The organism is Halosolutus sp. YCN4 (assembly GCF_059736495.1).
In genome coordinates, this window is record NZ_JCASSM010000001.1 from 149,155 (window position 1) to 165,773 (window position 16,619).

Below are 16,619 nucleotides of genomic sequence, written 5' to 3' on the forward strand. Positions count from 1 at the left end.
AGTGGCGGTGGTAAAGTCTCTTCCTCATGGCGTCGAGGGAGAGCGTTTAAGGTCGGCTACCGTCCCCTCTCGAACATGGACCTAGACGCCGCCCGCGTGGCGATGCTCTACCAGGATCCGCACCCTGCACATCTCGGGTTCGCGGAGGCGATCGGCGCGGATCTCGTCGACTACCACCGCCTGTCGCTCGGTCCGCTCGAAGGGTCTATCCTCGAGGACGGACTCAACGGGCTCGCTTACCCCGACTACGACGTCTATCTCGTGGAGGGATCGCGGCCGCTGTACGCGGCGCTGGCCCACCGGTTCACCCGCGGTGGGAGACTCGTCTACCTCTGTGCCGATCACGGTCTCTACCAGCTCGGGAACGCCGACTTCGAGGGCGACTCGGCGATGAAGTCGCTGATCGGGAAATTCGGAACGCCCGCAGTACGAGCCGTCGGGCGACGCGGAATCGACGGCGTCGTCGCAGTTTCGGAGTTCGCCGCGGAATTCACCCGCCCCGTCGTCGGCGCGGACACGCCGATCGAGGTCGCACACCCGTTCATCCAGCCCGATACGTACGACGCACTCGGTGACGTGACGCCGGACATCGAGTCGAACGTCGCGGTGACCGTGGCTCGTCCGTGGAAGTACAAGGGCGTAGACATGCTCGTTGACGCGTGGCCGCGAGTTCGCGAAACGGTTCCGGACGCCGAACTCCACGTCGTCGGAGGCGGCCATCCCGAGGCGTACGCCGAGACGTCGGGCGTCCGCGTCCGGGGATACGTCGAGGACCTCGCCGACGCGTTCTCACCCGCATCGTTGTTCGTCCAGCCGTCACGGATGGATACGTTCCCCGTCAGCACGCTCGAGGCGATGCGCGCCGGAGTCGTCCCGCTCGTCACGCGGACTGCGGGGACGCGCTCCGAAGCCACGGCGATCGATCGATCACTCGTCGTCGACCCGAACATGAACGCACTCGCTCGCGGGATCCGGGAATACTTCGAGCGCGACGTCGACGATCGGCGGAAACTCGCGGCTCGTGCGCGAGAGTGCGGCGCCCGATTTGATCCCGAGTCGAGGACGGATGCGTTTCGGGAGTCGTTCCGTGCGGTTCTCAAAGCACTTTAACCCGGAGAAAGCGATTACCTACTCATGACCGTCTACGTTGTCGGCCTCGACGGAGCCGACTGGTCGCTTCTCCGGCCGTGGATCGAGGAGGGATACCTCCCCGCCTTCGACCGAATACTGGACGAAGGCGTCTCGGGCGACCTCGAGAGCACGCTCCCTCCGGTGACGTTTCCCGCGTGGAAGTGTTACTCGACCGGGAAGACGCCCGGCAAACTCGGCGTCTACGAGTGGTTCGCCTACGATCGTCGGACCAACGAAATCTCGGCCAACGACGCCAGCGACTTTCGATCGGCCGAGTACTGGGACGTCCTCGCCGCCGAGGACCGCCGGGCGGGAGTGGTCAACATGCCGACGACGCACCCACCGAACACCGATGACGGTGTCCTGACGATCGCCGGCAGCCCGGCGACCGAACGAAAGGCGTTCACGAGTCCGGAATCGCTGAAGACGGAACTGCTCGACGAGATTCCCGAGTATCGCGTCAAGCCCGATCTGGTGCTCGACGAGGCGACGCCCGACGAACTCGTCGCGGAAGCGACGTCGTTGTTCGAGCAACGCTTCGAGGCCGCGACGTGGCTCGCCGATCAGAAGGATTGCGAGGTGGTCCACACGACGCTGTTTGCCACCGACACGCTCCAGCATCGACTCTGGGACCGCCCGGAAAAGCTCCGTGACGCCTACGAACGCATCGACGAGTTGCTCGGGGAATTACTGGAACGAGCCGACACCGAAGCGGTGGTACTGATGAGCGATCACGGGTTCACCGAGATCGACGAGGTGTTCCTCGTGAATCAGTGGTTACTGGAGCGAGGGGACCTCGCGATCGAGGAGTCCGAAACGCGAGACGTACTGGCGACGGTCGGTCTCACCGAAGAACGCCTCAAGCGCCTCGTCGACACACTAGGCCTGGTCAACCTCGCACAGTCGCTAGTTCCCGAGTCGCTCCAGCGGCTCTTTCCGAGCGAGAGCGGCCGTGTGGCGATACAGGACGTCACTATCGACTGGGAATCCACGAGAGCGGTCTCTCTCGGTCGTGGACCGATCTACGTCAATCGAGATGCGTTCCCCGACCGCGCCGCAGTCGACAGGTACGTCGAGGAGTTGACTGCCGATCTCGAAGCCCTCGAAACGCCCGCAGGTGACCCCGTGGTTGCTTCGGTCCACGATCCGGCGTCCGTGTACTCCGGTGAGCGACCCAAGGGACCGGATCTACTCGTGGAATACACGACCGGCGTGGATGCGCCGGAATCGATCGGCGGCGACGTCTTCGGGGAGACCACAGAGTGGCTCGCGACACACCGTCGAACCGGCGTGTTCGCCGCGTGGGGGGACGACATCGCCGCGGGGACTGCAGACCTCGACCTGTACGACCTCGCGCCGACGCTCCTCCACTACCTCGAATCGTCCGTTCCGGAGGACGTGGACGGTGACGTTCAATCCGATATTCTGACAGGCGAAACGGCCGAAAGAGACGTTCTCGAAGGCCCGACGACTGCGATCGAGACGAGTGAACGCGAGGTCGGACCGGAAGTCGAAGAGACGCTTCGAGAACTGGGGTATATAGAATGATTTGGAGGGGGAACGATCGATGAACCCGCTGAGACGGTTTCCGAAACTAAACAACGTCTGGATGGAGTTCAAACACCGGGCCAACCACCAGTTGCGGCGCCGGAAGCGGGAGGTTACGTTCGAGGCGTCTGTGACGAATCCCCGGAACGTCCTCGTAATCGTCGTGGACTGTCTCCGTGCCGATCACGTGAGCGGGTTCGGATACGATCGGGAAACGACGCCCACGATCGACGGGTTCGACAGTGCGGCCTTCCCGAACGCGAAAGCACCGAGCACGTGGACGTTCCCATCGGTGCCATCACTGCTGTCGGGACGGTATCCTCACCAGCACGGAGCGCGATTTGAGACGGATCCACGGAACCTTTCGGCAGAGCAATTTCCGCAACGCCCTCGTGCTGATGTCGCTATGCTTCCCGATCTTCTCGAGTCCGCAGGTTACGAGACCAGAATGGTGACGTCGATTCCGATGGCGGAGAAGGCGGTCGGCGATCGCTTCCAGGACGTTTCTGTCCGGTACACGGACGCGACCGAGCGAGTAGCGGCGGCTAGCGAGTGGACGGCGGACCGGGACCAGTGGTTCTGTTATCTCCACCTCGGCGATCCACATGCACCGGTAGACATCCCCGACGAACACCGCGAGGCGTTCGGCGTCCCGCAGATAGACGCTATTGACGACTGGCTATACCGGGAGACGACCGATTCCGGCGGGTTCGAAGACTACCGCGATGCTCGAGTCCGTGCGTACGACGCAGCGATCCGCGGAGCGGACGACGCCCTGTCGAAGCTACTCGCCGACCTCGACGACGATACTATCGTCGTCATCTGCGGTGACCACGGTGAGGCGTTCTGGGAGCATCCGGAACTCGAGCGCGAACTGAACGACGACCCGAGAGGATACTACGCGACTGACCACGGCCACAGCGTCCTCGAAGAGGTCACACGCGTCCCACTCTGGGTGCGCGCCCCCGGTATCAAACGAACCCGATTCGGGTACCCTGTTTCGCTGGTCGATGTTGCTCCGACTATCCTCTCGGTGCTGGGTGTCGGCTTTCCCGACGGTATCGCCGGCCAACCTGTAGACGAAATTTCGGACGATCGGACGCTCCTGTGCGAGGAAACGGCATACGGATACAACCAGCGAGCCGTCTGGCGGGATAAACAGAAGGCGATCGCAGTACCGGAAACCGAGACTGTGCTCGCGTTTGAGCTCGATGAGTATCTTGAGGGCGAACCGCTTGAGGCGGTGCCCGACGCGCTCAAGGATGTGCTCGCCTCGTTCGGATCGGGCGTCGAAGGGGCCGATCGGATGACTGTCGATGGTGCCACCCGCGACCGACTCGAGGAGCTCGGCTATCTTGAGTAAGAACTGACCGCAGTTAGTGCACTGGCCGTACAAAAAACATTTCTCGACGGAACGCACCATCGAACGTCCCCTCTGGATCGCAGAGAGTGTCTGATACCACCAACCGGATCATTCCATGTACCCGAGGTCCCGAAGGTGATCTTCGACCATTTCGTCGTCCTCCGCGACGCCGACGGATCCGCCCTCTCGCAACCGCCGCATCCGTTCCTGGTGGTCATCCAGTGCCTGCGTGAGTTCGTCGTACTGCGGCAGTCCGTCCTCAGATCGATCGTCAACGGGCAGTTCCGCCGGCGTCTCGCGGATGTCGAAACAGAACTCCCCGTCGTCGTCGTGGCGCAGTAACTTCCATCCATCTGCCCGACGGACACAGCATCGACCGTACTCGATCTGCCGACCGACGTCTCCGTACGCGTACTCTCGAGCGTCGACGTCGCCGTTAGCGACCGCAAACGCTGTCTCACCGTCCCACTCATCGAAGGCGGCGCATCCAACCGCGTCCGAGATCGTCGGTGGAATGTCGATGAGTCGGACCTGTCCGTGAGCGGTATCAGGGTCTCTGTCGGGATGTGAGACGAGGAGCGGAACGCGAATCACGCCTTCCCAGAACTCGGGCGGGTGGCCGGCATGTCCGTGCTCGCCGACGAGTTCACCGTGATCTGCCGTAAACACGATCACCGTCTCCTCGAGCAGGTTTCGCTCGTCGAGTGCCTCGAGCAGGCTGTCGAACTGGTCGTCGACGTAGGCACACTCGGCGTCGTAGAGCGATCGAATTAGCGCCCACTCTTCGTCGGTCACGTCCTCGGGATGGTGAGTGCCCTTTCGGGAGAGGCCGCGACAGCGCGACAGCGACAGCGGTTCCTCGAGGAACCGTCGCTGGTACTCATCCGGGGCCTCGTAGGGGTGGTGTGCGTCCATGTAGTGGAGCCACGTGAACCAGTCGCCGGACTGTTCGTCGATCCACTCGAGCGCGCGATCGTTCAGCGACGCTGCGCGCTCGTACTCGCTGTCGTTACCGGTCGCACTGGCGACGACGGCGTCGGCGCGGTTGTAGACGGTTTCGATCGTTCTGAACAGGACGCCGTCCTTGTCCAGGTTCGATTGCACGAACTGTTTGAAGCGGCCCGCTTCGGTCGTCCCGCTGGCGTCGTACATCTGATCGAAGCCGCGGTCGTAGTGGTAGGACCCGCTGGCGAAGTGATTATCAGTGTAGCCTGCTGTCGCGTATCCCGCTTCGGAGAGCGTTTCGGCTACCGTCCGGATCCCGTCGTCGGCGTTCCGGGGCGGGAGTCCCAGTCCCTCGATGCTCGCGAAGTGTCGGCTCGCGTGGATGGCGGGAAACGAGGCTGGAGTCGATGGGCCGTTCGCGATACACTCGGTGAACTCGAGGGCGTCGTCGGCGAACGACCGAGTTGCCGGCATCACAGTCGAATTTACCCGGTCGGCGCGCAACGAGTCGACGGTCACCAGGAGGATGTTCATGTGAACTCGAAGTTGGGCACCCCTCAAAACAGTACTTACGTTCCCCGGCGGGTACCCGCCGATCTGTATCGGGTGATGAGGCGGTCGACGACGTCATCCCAGTCCGGGACGTCCGCCCCGTCTATATCCCGTTCGACTGCTTCCCGAACGGCCGTCGCGACCGTACCCGGAGACACGTTCGTGACCCCAACACACCCGTCTCGATCGGTCCAGTCAGTTAGTGCACCGGCCGACCTGACGACACACGGCGTTCCCGCTGTCAGTGCCTCCCCGACCGTCATCCCGTACGCCTCGAACTCCGAAAGCGTCACGTACGCGACCGCACCGGCGTACAGTCCGGGTAACCGATCGTCGTCCACGTATCCGAGAACCGTCACTCGATCGGCGACGCCCTCTTCGCGGGCGAGACGCTCCAGGGAGTCCCTGTACGGCCCGCGTCCCGCCACCAACAGTTCGTACTCCGGGAGTTCGGAAAGTGCACGGATCGCGTGTTGGACGCCCTTGTACTCCTCCAGCCGACCGACGCACAACAGGTAGGGGTCGTCACCCGGCTCGGGGTCAGCATTCGCGAACCGGTCCCGGGTCAGGCCGTTCGGAATCACCGTCGCGTCGACGCCGAAGTCCGTCCGCAGTCGCTCGCGTTCCCAGTCGCTCACGGCGATCACGTCGTCGGCTCGTCGAACGGCCCACCGGCCGAGCGGTCGATACAGTGACAGTAACGCGTTTCGGATGCCGTCGGCGCTTGCGCCGTGATAGTGTGTCGTCACAACGAACGGCTGTCCTGCAGCGCCCAGCGCGGCGAAGAACAGGGGGAACGCGTGATAGTTGTGTGCGTGAACGACGTCGGCGTCGGACTGGCGAACCGCGGCGGTCAGTTGTGGTGACAGGTAGTACGCGTCACCCGGACTCGCAGACGCGAATCGCCGAATTCGGACCCCCTCGTCGACACTCCGACGATCGATATCGGCTGCAGCATCCGCACTGAAGACCGTAACGTCGTGGCCCGCGGCGGCGAGACGTGTCGCAATCTCGCGAACGTGGGTCTCGACCCCGCCAGTATGCGGTGGATACCGGTGTGTGACGAACAGTATGTTCACTCGAAGTCCTCCCGTAACTCGGCGTCGACGTCCCACGTGCCGTCGGAGTCGCGGGTCAGCAGTTCGATACTGGCTCGTAGCAATGACACCTGGGTATCGAAGACGGAATAGAGCGCCTGTACCGGCCCGAGACGGTCCTTCTGTCCGAGATACGTGAACGCACTGACGGCGAAAGGCACTGCCAGCCCGCCGATTCCGAACAGTGAGAGCGCTGCGGCAGTTCCAACGACGATTGTCGTGGCGAGCAACCACGGCGAGACGATCATGAACCACCAGTTGAAGGGCAACACCACGCGTCCGTACTTGCCGTATTTGCCGATCGCGTCCCGGTGTTGCACTAGCAACCGGATCAGTCCCATTCCGCGCCTGTCTTTCTGTTTGCGGCGTTTGACGAACTCGGAATGACTCGCTTCCATGTACTGTACGGCAGGATCGAAAATCACCCGGTCGCCCTGTCGTCGAATCTTCAACGCGAGTTCGGTGTCGTCGGCCAGGGAGTTCGGATCGATCGGCAGCAATGCCTCGTTCTCGAAGGCAGAGAATGGCCCGTGGAAGATGAGCGTCGAGTCGAGGTGGGATTCGAGCTGCTGGATGTGGCTCTGGACGCCGCGGTAGCCGGATTCGACGTCGCTACCCCCGAGGACTTCGACGTTTCGACCCGTCACCGCCGCAACGTCGTCATCTGCGAGATTCGCGGCGGCTTCCCGGAGTACGTCCGGTGAGAGTTTGGAATCGCAGTCGGTCTTCACGACCATCTCGTTCGATGCAGCCTCGTAGGCGTCATTGAGCGCCGGCGCGAGCCCGCGGCGCTCGTCCTCTTCCAGCAGTATCAGTTCCGGGGCATCCAGGTCCGCAACGTAGTTGCGGATGAGTTCCCGGGTGTCGTCGGTCGAGGAGTCGACGACGACGAGTTCGACCTTTTCCATCGGATAGTCGAGTTCGAGGAGGTCGTCGAGTTTCGTCTCGACGATCCGTTCTTCGTTGTACGTCGGGAGGACGATGCTCACCGTCGGTTCTGCAGGCGCTTTATCGGCGGGTGACCCTTGCGGTCGAAGCCACGCATACAGCGCGAGATAGCAGATGTAAGGTATCGCTGTCACGAGAAGAAGTGAGACAGCAGCCACCGCAAGCAGGTTCATGAACCGGCATTGACAGCGTTCGATAAAAACCTCTTCGGCATCCAGCCAGCTTTGAGTGTGGATCGATCTAGATAGTCGAAGATTCGACTCACAGACTGGCGCCACGTGACCGATCGGACTACTCGAGAAACCGCTCCCGGACGTCCCCGGTCGGCATCAGACACTGCTCTTTCTTGCCGAACACGCGGTAGCGGTTGGCGGCGACGAGATCGTATAGCCCGTCGCGAATCGACCGCGGAACGACCCGAAACGGCGCCAGGAGCGCGTAGATGCCGCCGAGGATCGTGGCGATTCGGATGACCGCATCGGACTTGACGTAGCAGTCGTCGCCCTCGATCAGCACGATCGATTCGAGTTCGTCGGTCGGGAGGCCGTGATCGGCCAGCATCGCCTGTCCGACGTCGGATTGGAGCGACGCGAAGTGGAATCGCCCTTCCGGATCTCGTGGCACGAGGAACTGTACGAATCCACTACAGAGGTTGCAGACGCCGTCGAAGAGCACGATCGGGTCCTCGTCCGGAATGTCGACGCTCATCGGCTTGCCGTCCATTTCGTCGGCTCGACTGTTCAGTATTCCGATCACGAAACCCGGGCTCGAGTGCCACAGTCGCCGAGCGATCCGGACGTGCGTTACGAGTGCTCGTTGGTCGTGACTTGTTGCCGCTTGTGGCCGTCGGACCGATCGGTCGCGGCCGAGTCCGTACGGGAGGTGAAATGAACCTTTTACCTATCAGCAAGCATATACCTCTCCTCTCGAGAGTCGTGTCAGGTAGATAACTACGACAATGACCTCGGATTGGAAGCGTCACGCTGTCGCGGAGAATCGCCTCACACACGCCGTGGATCGCCTTGCATCGGCTGTCCAGTGCCGGTTCGCGATCGATCGCAGAGCCCTGGCCGCGTTTCGCGTCGCGCTCGGCACGCTGCTGATCGTCGATCTCCTCCGACGGGCGCGAAAGCTCGAGGACTTCTACACGGATTCCGGCGTGCTCCCCCGGGAAGCGCTGTTCGCGGACTACACGGCGCCCTACACGTACTCCCTGCACGCGCTCTCGGGCGAGGCGTGGGCCCAGGCCCTCCTGTTCTGCGTTGCGGGGGTCGTCGCTCTCGCGTTGCTCGTCGGCTATCGAACGCGGACCGCGACGATCGTCTCGTGGCTCCTGTTGGGTTCGCTCCACCTTCGAAATCCGATGGTCATCAACGGCGGCGACGTTCTACTCCGAATGCTCCTCTTCTGGGGGATCTTCCTGCCCCTCGGCACGCGGTGGGCGGTCGACGCGCGACGGATCGATCGAGAGCACGCGAATCCGACCGTGGCGTCCGTGGGAACGATGGCGGTCCTCCTTCAGGTCCTCCTCATGTACGTTACTAACGCCATCCACAAGACCCAGAGCGATCTGTGGATGAGCGGCGAGGCGGTCGTCCACATCTTTCAGGCGGATCACCTCACGTATCTGCTCGGCAACGTCCTCGCGGGACAGAACCTCCTGTTACAGGCGTTCACGTACGCGTGGATGATCCTCATCGTTCTGTCCCCGCTACTCGTTCTCTCGACCGGGCTCAAGCGCGCGGCGATCGCGTCGCTGTTCGCCGGGATGCACCTCGGAATGCTCGTCACGCTCAAGATCGACCTGTTCCCGCTGATCGTCGTTGCGGGGCTGGTGCTGTTTTACCCGCCCCGCGTCTGGGACGGGGCCACCGCGGTGGCCGCGCGAATCGGAGTCGACGTCCACCTGCGTCGGAGTCTGGACCGCCTCCAGGCCGCGGTCCCCGTTCTCCCGGTACCCGGTCCCGGCAGTCTGGACGTGACTCGTCCGGACGTGCCGTCGCTCTCGGCCGTCGCCACTCGCGGCCGCGTCCTGTTCGCGACGGTGATCCCGTGGGTCCTGCTCGTCCTCGTCGTACTCTCGAACGCGGAGGCGGTCGGCTACACCGAGGTCCCCGAGGCGGGCGAGGACGTCCTCGACACGGTAGGGGCCGATCAGAGCTGGCGGATGTTCGCGCCCAATCCGACCTCGACGGCACGGTGGCTCGTCGTCCCGGGTGAACTGGAAGACGGGTCGAAAGCCGACGTCCTGCACGACTCGGACGTCGACTGGGACCGGCCCCCATCGGTCGATGCGACCTACGACACCGCGCGCGAGCGAAAGTACGTGTCGAACATGCGGTACGCCGGCAACGAAAACCACCGATCGTACTTCGCGAACTACCTCTGTGAGCGCTGGAACGCTTCACACGAGACGAACGTCGAGTCGCTCACCGTCTACGGACTGACGGATCGATCCGGCCCGTACGAGGAATCCCCGGACGTCGCCAGATACGAACTGCTCGAGTACGACTGTTCGGGTCCGTTCGTCCAGGACGGTGGCACCTGACTGGGTCGGTCACTCGGCAACTGTGACCGCACCATCCGGTACGTACGCTTTCAGATCGTCGATCGCCTCGCGAGCAGCCGTGCGCGTCGCGTAGGTCTGTGTGCTCTCTAGCAGCACCGTATCGTACTCGGCGACCAGTCGCCAGACCCACCCCTCGTTGTCCGCGTACAGTTCGAACGAGGGGCTATCGATCGCGAACACGCTCGCTCGCTCGACCAACCGTCGAACGTCCGACACCGCGTCGCGAGCGGCCGCCTTCGACGCGTATCGCTCCGAGCCGGTCGCCACGATCTGGCCGTCCCCGTCGCGAAGCTTCCACGTCCAGCGATCGTCCGCGGTCGCGACGAGGTCGAACGACGCGTCCCCGAACTCGATCGGCTCGGCAAGCGGCGCAAGCCGGCGAACGTCGTCGATGGCCGCCACGAGCGCCGACCTGCTGTCGACGCCGTCGGCCGCGGTGGCGAGCACCTCGCGATCGCGGTCGACGAGGTCCCAGCGCCAGCCGTCGCCGTCCCCGTCGTCCACGCGGATCGCCGCGTCTTCGATCGTGAAGATCGGGCCCTCCTCGGCGTGGGTCGTGAGTCTCTCGACCGCCTCCAGTGCCGTCTCGCGATCGGGGTACGTCCCCCGTCCGTCGGCGAGTTCCTCCCGGTCGCGGTCGAGCAGGCGCCAGTGCCAGTCGCCGCCGTCGTAGAGCTGGATCGCGACCCCGTCGATCGTCGCGTCGTCGGCGGCCCCCGCGGTCTCGCGGACGGTCGACAGGTGCTCGACGAGGGCGTCCCGGGTCGGGTGGGACGCGGCGGCGACCGCGATGGAGTCGCCCGCCGGGAGGACGAACCGCCAGTGCCAGTCGTCGGCGCCGGAAACCTGGAAGATCGGCCGGTCCATCGTGCGGACGTCGGCCTCGAGGTGATCGAGCAGTCGGGTCATCGCGCGGCGGGCGGCCTCCCGGGTGGGATGGGTGTCGGGATCCTCGGCGACGAGTCTGCCGGCGCCGTCGATCAGCCGCCAGCCCCACTCGTCGTCCGGGGTGACGAACAGTTCGAACGCGGGCGTCTCGATCTCCAGCACGTCGGCGTCGGGGGCCTGCTCTTTCAGCGTCAGCATCGCCTCCGCGGCCTCGCCCCGGGACGCGTGTTCCGCGCCGCTGTCGGCGAGGACCGTCCCGTCCTCGTCGAGCAACCGCCAGCGCCACTCGCCGGTGTCGCTCTCGTAGACGCGAAACGCCGCGTTCTCGAACTCGATGAACTCGGCGTCGCGGGCCTGCTCGCGCACCCGATCGATCGCCTCCTCGGCCGCCGCGGCGTCGGCGCAGGGATCGGAACTCGCCGCGATCACGTCGCGATCGTCGGTCACGAGCCGCCAGTGCCAGCCGGACTCGTCGTCGGTCGTCTCGACGGCGTCGTCGGACGTCACAGTGGCCGTTTCTGGGGTCGCCGTACCCGCCCCGTCCGCGACGGCCGTGGATCGGCTGTCGGTCCCGGTTACCGGAGCGGCTCGTCCCTCGTCACCGTCGTCGGCGGGGGTGGGGTACACCTCGTACTCCGCGGCCTCTATCTCGACGATATCGGCGTCGCGGGCGGTCGATTCGAATCGTTCGATGGCTCGATCCGTCCCGGCCCGGGCGGGCACACCGGCCGCCGATCGGGCGACCACCCGATCGGTGCCGTCGACGAGTCGCCAGTGCCACTCCCCGCCGGACCGGTACCGCTCGAAGGCGGGTTCGCCCGCGTCGATCACCGCGGCAGTTTCGAGCGCCGGGAGCACCGCGTCCGCGGCGCGTTCGGCGTCGCGGCGGGTGTCGAACGTCCCGGTCGAGTCGGCGACGACGGCGTCCGCGTCGTCGATCAGCCGCCACGCCCAGCCGTCCTCGCGATCGTACAGTTCGACGCCGAGGTGGTCGATATCGAGTCGTTCGGCCCCGGTGACCCGGTCCGCGAACGTCTTCGCGGCGGTCTCGGCACCGTCCTGGCTCGTGTGACCGCGTCCGCCCTCGGCCAGCGCCGTTCGATCGTCGTCGACCAGCTGCCAGTACCAGCCGTCGTGGCGCTCCTCGAACGCGAACGCGCCGCCCTCGACGTCGATCAGGTCGGCGTCGGGGCCGTGCTCTTTCAGGAAACTCGCCGCGGCCTCGGCGGCGTCGCGCTCGTCGAACGCACCGGCGGCAGTCCCGACGCGATCGCCGTCTTCACGAACCAGTGTCCACCGCCAGGCGCCGTCGCGGTCCGCGGACAGCCGGATCGCCGACTCGGGAACCTCCAGCAGGCCGGCAGCGTCGATCGCCGCTTGCAGTTGCTCGACCTGCTCCGTCGCCGCCGGCCGCGACGCGGCCCGGTCCGTGCTTTCCGCGCGTCTCTCGAGGTGCAGGACGGACCACGTCCAGCCGCCGGTGTCGTCCTGTACCACCGCGATCTGTGCGCTCTCTGTGGTGTCTCCGGTCGGGATCGCCGGCGCTACGGACGTCTCGTCCGCTGGTCCGACGAACGTCCGTTTCGCGGCCAGCAGGAGGGCGAACGTGAGGATGCCCAGGACGATCGCGATGCCGATCACGATGGCGGTCACTTCGGCGTTCAGCTCCGTTATCTGGGCCAGCCAGCCGGTAGAGAGCACTCCGATCGACGCGAGCCCGAACCCGCAGAGCAGGCGGCCCAGCCTGCCGTTCCCGGTCTGGTGGTGGGGCGTGTGCTCTCGACGGGTACGTTCGGCGAGTCGCCAGGAATGTACGAAACGCGCAAAAACCATTCGTACCAGCCCGGACCATCGACTGACCCATAATAATGAGCGGCGTACAGAACGCCGCTCCCGGATCGCCGAACCGTATCCGGTCGAGAGCGTGTTCCGCTGGACCTGGGCGGCACTCCGATCGCAATTCGGTCGGGGAACGCCGGTCCGCACTCGAGTATCCGGTTCACTACCGGTCGTATCCGGATCGTACGATCGCGGAAAACGGGCCACTGTACCGGCTAGTCGCTGCCTGTCGCTCGGTCCGTGATGTACTGTGCACAGACGCGCCGAATCCCCTCCTCGAAGTCGATTCGGGGTTCCCAGCCGGTCTCGTCGCGAATCTTCGAGGCGTCGGCACAGGTATCGTGAACGTACACCGACTCGGGGATCGGGTTCTCGACGTACTCGGGTTCGACGTCGGTTCCGAGTTCCTCGTTGAGCAGTTCGACGACCGTATTGAAGTCGTAGGCCTCGCCCGTCCCCAGGTTGTAGATGCCGGCGAGTTCGTGATCGGCGGCCAGTTCGAGGCCGCGGACGATGTCGGACACGTGGGTGAAATCCCGCGTCTGCGTGCCGTCGCCGTACAGTGTCGGCGATCGGCCGTTAGCGACGTCGTCGGCGAACTGGGCGATCACGTTGGCGTACTCGCCCTTGTGTTCCTCGGCCCCGTCGTAGCCCTGGTAGACCGAGAAAAAGCGCATTCCGGCCATCGCCATGTCGTAGTGGTTCGCGAAGTACTCGCCGTAGCGTTCGCGGGCGAGTTTGGAGGCCTCGTAGCCGGTGTTGACTTCGACGGCCATCGACTCGGGAGAGGGTTCGGTTCGGCTCCCGTAGATCGACGACGTCGACGCGTAGACGACGGTGTCACAGCCGTCCTGTCGGGCCTGCTCGACGACGTTGACGAACCCCTCGACGTTCACGCGGGCGCCCGTCTGGGGATCGTCCTCGTGCATCGCGTACGAGGACAGCGCCGCGAGGTGGAACACGACGTCCACGTCGGTCGGGAGGTCGTCCTCCAGGACGCTTCGCTCGACGAAGTCGACCCCGTCGTCGAGGTTTGCCGGGGTCCCGAGGTAGCAGTCGTCGATCGCGATCACGTCGTTGTCCGTCACGAGGTGGTTCGCGAGATTCGAGCCGATGAATCCCGCGCCGCCCGTGACGAGGACGCGCTGATCTTGCATACGGAGGCCCTTTCGTCACCCGAGTAAAAAGTGTTCGAGATCGGTCCGATCGATGCGCCCGGCACGCGGTCCGCGTCGACCGAGTGGCCGACACTTATACGGATTGCTGTAACGATTTCCCGGCGCAACCGCCGCCCGGATCGCGGTTGCGCCGGAACTGACTTACAGTAAACCGTATTACTCGCCGTCGATCTCGCCGGCCAGTTCCTCGGCCGCCCGTCGCACCGCGGCGTCGCTCTCGAGCGCCGGTTCCCAGCCGATCGCCGCGAGTTTCTCGATCGAGAGCCGCATCCGCGGGACGTCGCCGGTCCAGCCGCGATCGCCGCCCGTGTACTCGTAGTCGGGGTCCAGATCGAGGACGTCGCTGACGATGTCGGCGATCCGATCGACCGAGGTGGTGGTCCGGGTGCCGAGGTTGTACGTGTGCATCGCGCCCGCCGCCGCAGTGTCGGCCCCCTCGGCCGCGTCGGCGCCGGCGTTCTCGATCACGTGGCACATCGCGTCGACGCAGTCCTCGACGTGGAGGTAGGACTTCTCCTGACGGCCGTCGCCGAGGATCGTGAGCGCGTCCGGGTTCGCCCGCAGTTTCTCGACGAAGTCGGGGATAACGGCCCCGCGGAGCCGCGGGCCGACGACGTTCGCGAAGCGGAACGTCCACGCGGTGAGGCCGTGGGAGTGCGCGTAGGTCGAGACCAGCCCTTCCTCGCCGAGTTTGCTCGCCCCGTAGACGCTGATCGGTTCGAGCGGGGCGAAGTCTTCGGGGGTCGGTCGCGGCGCCTCGCCGTAGACGGTCGAGGACGACGCGAACGCGAACCCCTCGACGCCCGCGTCGCGACACGCCTCGAGCAGGAGGTGCGTCATCGTCGTGTTCTCGGCGAACTGCCCGCGCGGATCGTCGTCGTTCGGGTCCTTACGGGCGGCGAAGTGGAAGACGAGATCGAGGTCGGCGTCGACGACCTCGTTCACGGCGGCGGGATCGGTCAGATCGGTCTCGACGAAGTCCGCGTCGGCGGGAATCCACCCCGCGCGGCCGTTCGAGAGGTCGTCGGCGACGACGACGTCGTTGCCGTCGGCGAGGAGGCGATCGACGAGTTGCGATCCGACGAATCCCGCACCGCCGGTGACGAGAATCCGAGACTCGGTGAGCTCCATACGGAACGGTCGACAGTCGTGGAAAAAGGTCTTTCCGATCGGGACAGTCAGCGGACTGGGTCGAACTCACTCCGGGTCCCAGAGTTGCATCGCAGGCGTCCCACACCGATCGCAGACGACGGCGTCGTTGTCCCGGTACCGCTCTCTGACGAGCGTTCCATCGGCACAGAACGCACAGGTGTCCTGTTCGAGTTGTGCGAGGGCGTCGGATCCCGAGGCCGTCCGCGATCGACCGGAAGCGGAACTCATCGTCAGCGTCTTCGAACATCGGTGGCATGAATTTTCTGGCTGAGGAATGCGTCGGAACCGACCGGCGGCTGAACGTCTCACGGGGACCGAAACCGAAACGACGATCACCGCTCCATCATCAGCAACCTTTTGCGGTCCGACACGGGAGTACCTGACAATGGAGCATGACGGGGCACGCGTGGACCCGGTCGACCGAACGCAGGAGGCCCTCGGAATGACCGAGGAAACGCGCAAGATCGCGCCCGAGGAGGTCTGCGTACTCATTCCGACGCTCGACGAGGCCGCGACGATCGGCGACGTGATCGACGGCTTCTACGAACAGGGCTACACGAACGTGGTGGTCGTCGACGGCGGTTCGGCCGACGAGACGCAGGCGATCGCGCGCGACCGCGGTGCCGAGGTCATCGTCCAGTCCGGCGACGGGAAGGGCCAGGCCGTCCGGGAGGCCCTGGAGTACGTGACCGTCCCGTACGTGTTGATGCTCGACGGGGACGGGACCTACGACCCTGCCGACGCCGACCGGATGGTCGAACCGCTCTCGCGGGGCTACGACCACGTGATCGGTAACCGGTTCGCCGACATGGACGACGACGCGATGCGCGCGCTGAACGGGTTCGGGAACCGGCTGATCAACCGATCGTTCCGGTTCATCCACGGGGCCAGCTACGAGGACATCCTCTCGGGCTACCGGGCGTTTACCGTCGAATCGTTCGACCGCCTCTCGCTCGACTCGGACGGGTTCACGATCGAGACCGAACTCGCCGTCGAGTGCGTGAAACACGGCATCGAGACGACCGTCGTGCCGGTCAGCTACAGCGCCCGGCCCGACGAATCCGAGACGAACCTCCACCCGATCAAAGACGGCGGGACGATCCTGCTGGCGCTGTACACGCTCGCCAAGACGAACAACCCGCTGTTTTACTTCGGGAGTCTCGGCGTCGCCGGCGTCCTCTCCGGCGGCGTCATCGCGGGATACGTCCTCTGGCAGTGGATCCAGTACCAGCAGGGCCACGAGATCATGGCGGTGGTCTCCGCGGCCGCGATCCTGCTGGGCGTCCAGTTGATCATGTTCGGCGTCCTCTCGGACATGCTGGTCACGTTACACCGCGAACAGCGCCGCCGACTCGAACAGATCGCGCGGGATTCGAGGCAGAGAGACGACGACTGACCCGTTCCCCGAA

Annotated in this window: 13 protein-coding genes; 5 read left to right on the forward strand and 8 right to left on the reverse strand. The window is 64.8% G+C overall.

Translation table 11 applies throughout. The features are described from left to right. Positions 1-75 precede the first annotated feature (75 nt). The 3 genes from AC6I6X_RS00760 (at position 76) to AC6I6X_RS00770 (ending at position 4,042) form a co-directional block, all read left to right on the forward strand. Positions 76-1,110 (forward strand): glycosyltransferase family 4 protein, encoded by a 1,035-nt coding sequence (locus tag AC6I6X_RS00760; protein WP_497928610.1) that lies wholly within the window; start codon positions 76-78, stop codon positions 1,108-1,110. A gap of 24 nt (positions 1,111-1,134) precedes the next feature. Then, positions 1,135-2,679, forward strand: a complete 1,545-nt coding sequence (locus AC6I6X_RS00765) for an alkaline phosphatase family protein (RefSeq protein ID WP_497928611.1) — start codon at positions 1,135-1,137, stop codon at positions 2,677-2,679. Between the two features lie 61 nt (positions 2,680-2,740). Further along, entirely contained in the window at positions 2,741-4,042 is a 1,302-nt protein-coding gene (locus AC6I6X_RS00770) for a sulfatase (protein ID WP_497929627.1), read from the forward strand. Positions 4,043-4,150: 108 nt separating this feature from the next. On the opposite strand, the gene AC6I6X_RS00775 is transcribed toward AC6I6X_RS00770, so the two are convergent. From AC6I6X_RS00775 to AC6I6X_RS00790, 4 genes are all read right to left on the reverse strand, one after another. Continuing rightward, positions 4,151-5,521, reverse strand: coding sequence for a sulfatase family protein (locus tag AC6I6X_RS00775; protein ID WP_497928612.1), 1,371 nt, complete (start codon positions 5,519-5,521; stop codon positions 4,151-4,153). Positions 5,522-5,556: 35 nt separating this feature from the next. Then, positions 5,557-6,618 carry a glycosyltransferase family 4 protein gene (locus tag AC6I6X_RS00780; protein ID WP_497928613.1) on the reverse strand — a complete coding sequence of 354 codons (1,062 nt, stop codon included), beginning with the start codon at positions 6,616-6,618 and terminating at the stop codon, positions 5,557-5,559. Next, positions 6,615-7,757, reverse strand: coding sequence for a glycosyltransferase (locus AC6I6X_RS00785; protein ID WP_497928614.1), 1,143 nt, complete (start codon positions 7,755-7,757; stop codon positions 6,615-6,617). Before AC6I6X_RS00785 ends, AC6I6X_RS00780 begins: the two co-directional genes overlap by 4 nt. Positions 7,758-7,875: 118 nt before the next feature. Beyond that, positions 7,876-8,292, reverse strand: a complete 417-nt coding sequence (locus AC6I6X_RS00790) for a thiol-disulfide oxidoreductase DCC family protein (RefSeq protein ID WP_497928615.1) — start codon at positions 8,290-8,292, stop codon at positions 7,876-7,878. A gap of 250 nt (positions 8,293-8,542) precedes the next feature. On the opposite strand from AC6I6X_RS00790, the gene AC6I6X_RS00795 reads away from it, so the two are divergent. Continuing rightward, positions 8,543-10,132, forward strand: a complete 1,590-nt coding sequence (locus AC6I6X_RS00795; RefSeq protein ID WP_497928616.1) for an HTTM domain-containing protein — start codon at positions 8,543-8,545, stop codon at positions 10,130-10,132. Between the two features lie 9 nt (positions 10,133-10,141). Here AC6I6X_RS00795 and AC6I6X_RS00800 read toward each other — a convergent pair whose 3' ends face one another. The 4 genes from AC6I6X_RS00800 to AC6I6X_RS00815 all read right to left on the reverse strand — a co-directional run bounded on the left by AC6I6X_RS00800 (position 10,142) and on the right by AC6I6X_RS00815 (position 15,438). Continuing rightward, positions 10,142-12,874 (reverse strand): DUF1508 domain-containing protein, encoded by a 2,733-nt coding sequence (locus AC6I6X_RS00800; protein ID WP_497928617.1) that lies wholly within the window; start codon positions 12,872-12,874, stop codon positions 10,142-10,144. 221 nt (positions 12,875-13,095) lie between these two features. Beyond that, positions 13,096-14,037 carry an NAD-dependent epimerase/dehydratase family protein gene (locus AC6I6X_RS00805; protein ID WP_497928618.1) on the reverse strand — a complete coding sequence of 314 codons (942 nt, stop codon included), beginning with the start codon at positions 14,035-14,037 and terminating at the stop codon, positions 13,096-13,098. A gap of 177 nt (positions 14,038-14,214) precedes the next feature. Beyond that, entirely contained in the window at positions 14,215-15,189 is a 975-nt protein-coding gene (locus tag AC6I6X_RS00810; RefSeq protein ID WP_497928619.1) for an NAD-dependent epimerase/dehydratase family protein, read from the reverse strand. Between the two features lie 66 nt (positions 15,190-15,255). Continuing rightward, positions 15,256-15,438 carry an HVO_A0556 family zinc finger protein gene (locus tag AC6I6X_RS00815; protein ID WP_497928620.1) on the reverse strand — a complete coding sequence of 61 codons (183 nt, stop codon included), beginning with the start codon at positions 15,436-15,438 and terminating at the stop codon, positions 15,256-15,258. A 157-nt stretch (positions 15,439-15,595) separates the two neighbouring features. On the opposite strand from AC6I6X_RS00815, the gene aglJ reads away from it, so the two are divergent. Beyond that, positions 15,596-16,606 (forward strand): S-layer glycoprotein N-glycosyltransferase AglJ, encoded by a 1,011-nt coding sequence (gene aglJ, locus AC6I6X_RS00820; RefSeq protein ID WP_497928621.1) that lies wholly within the window; start codon positions 15,596-15,598, stop codon positions 16,604-16,606. Positions 16,607-16,619: the final 13 nt, after the last annotated feature.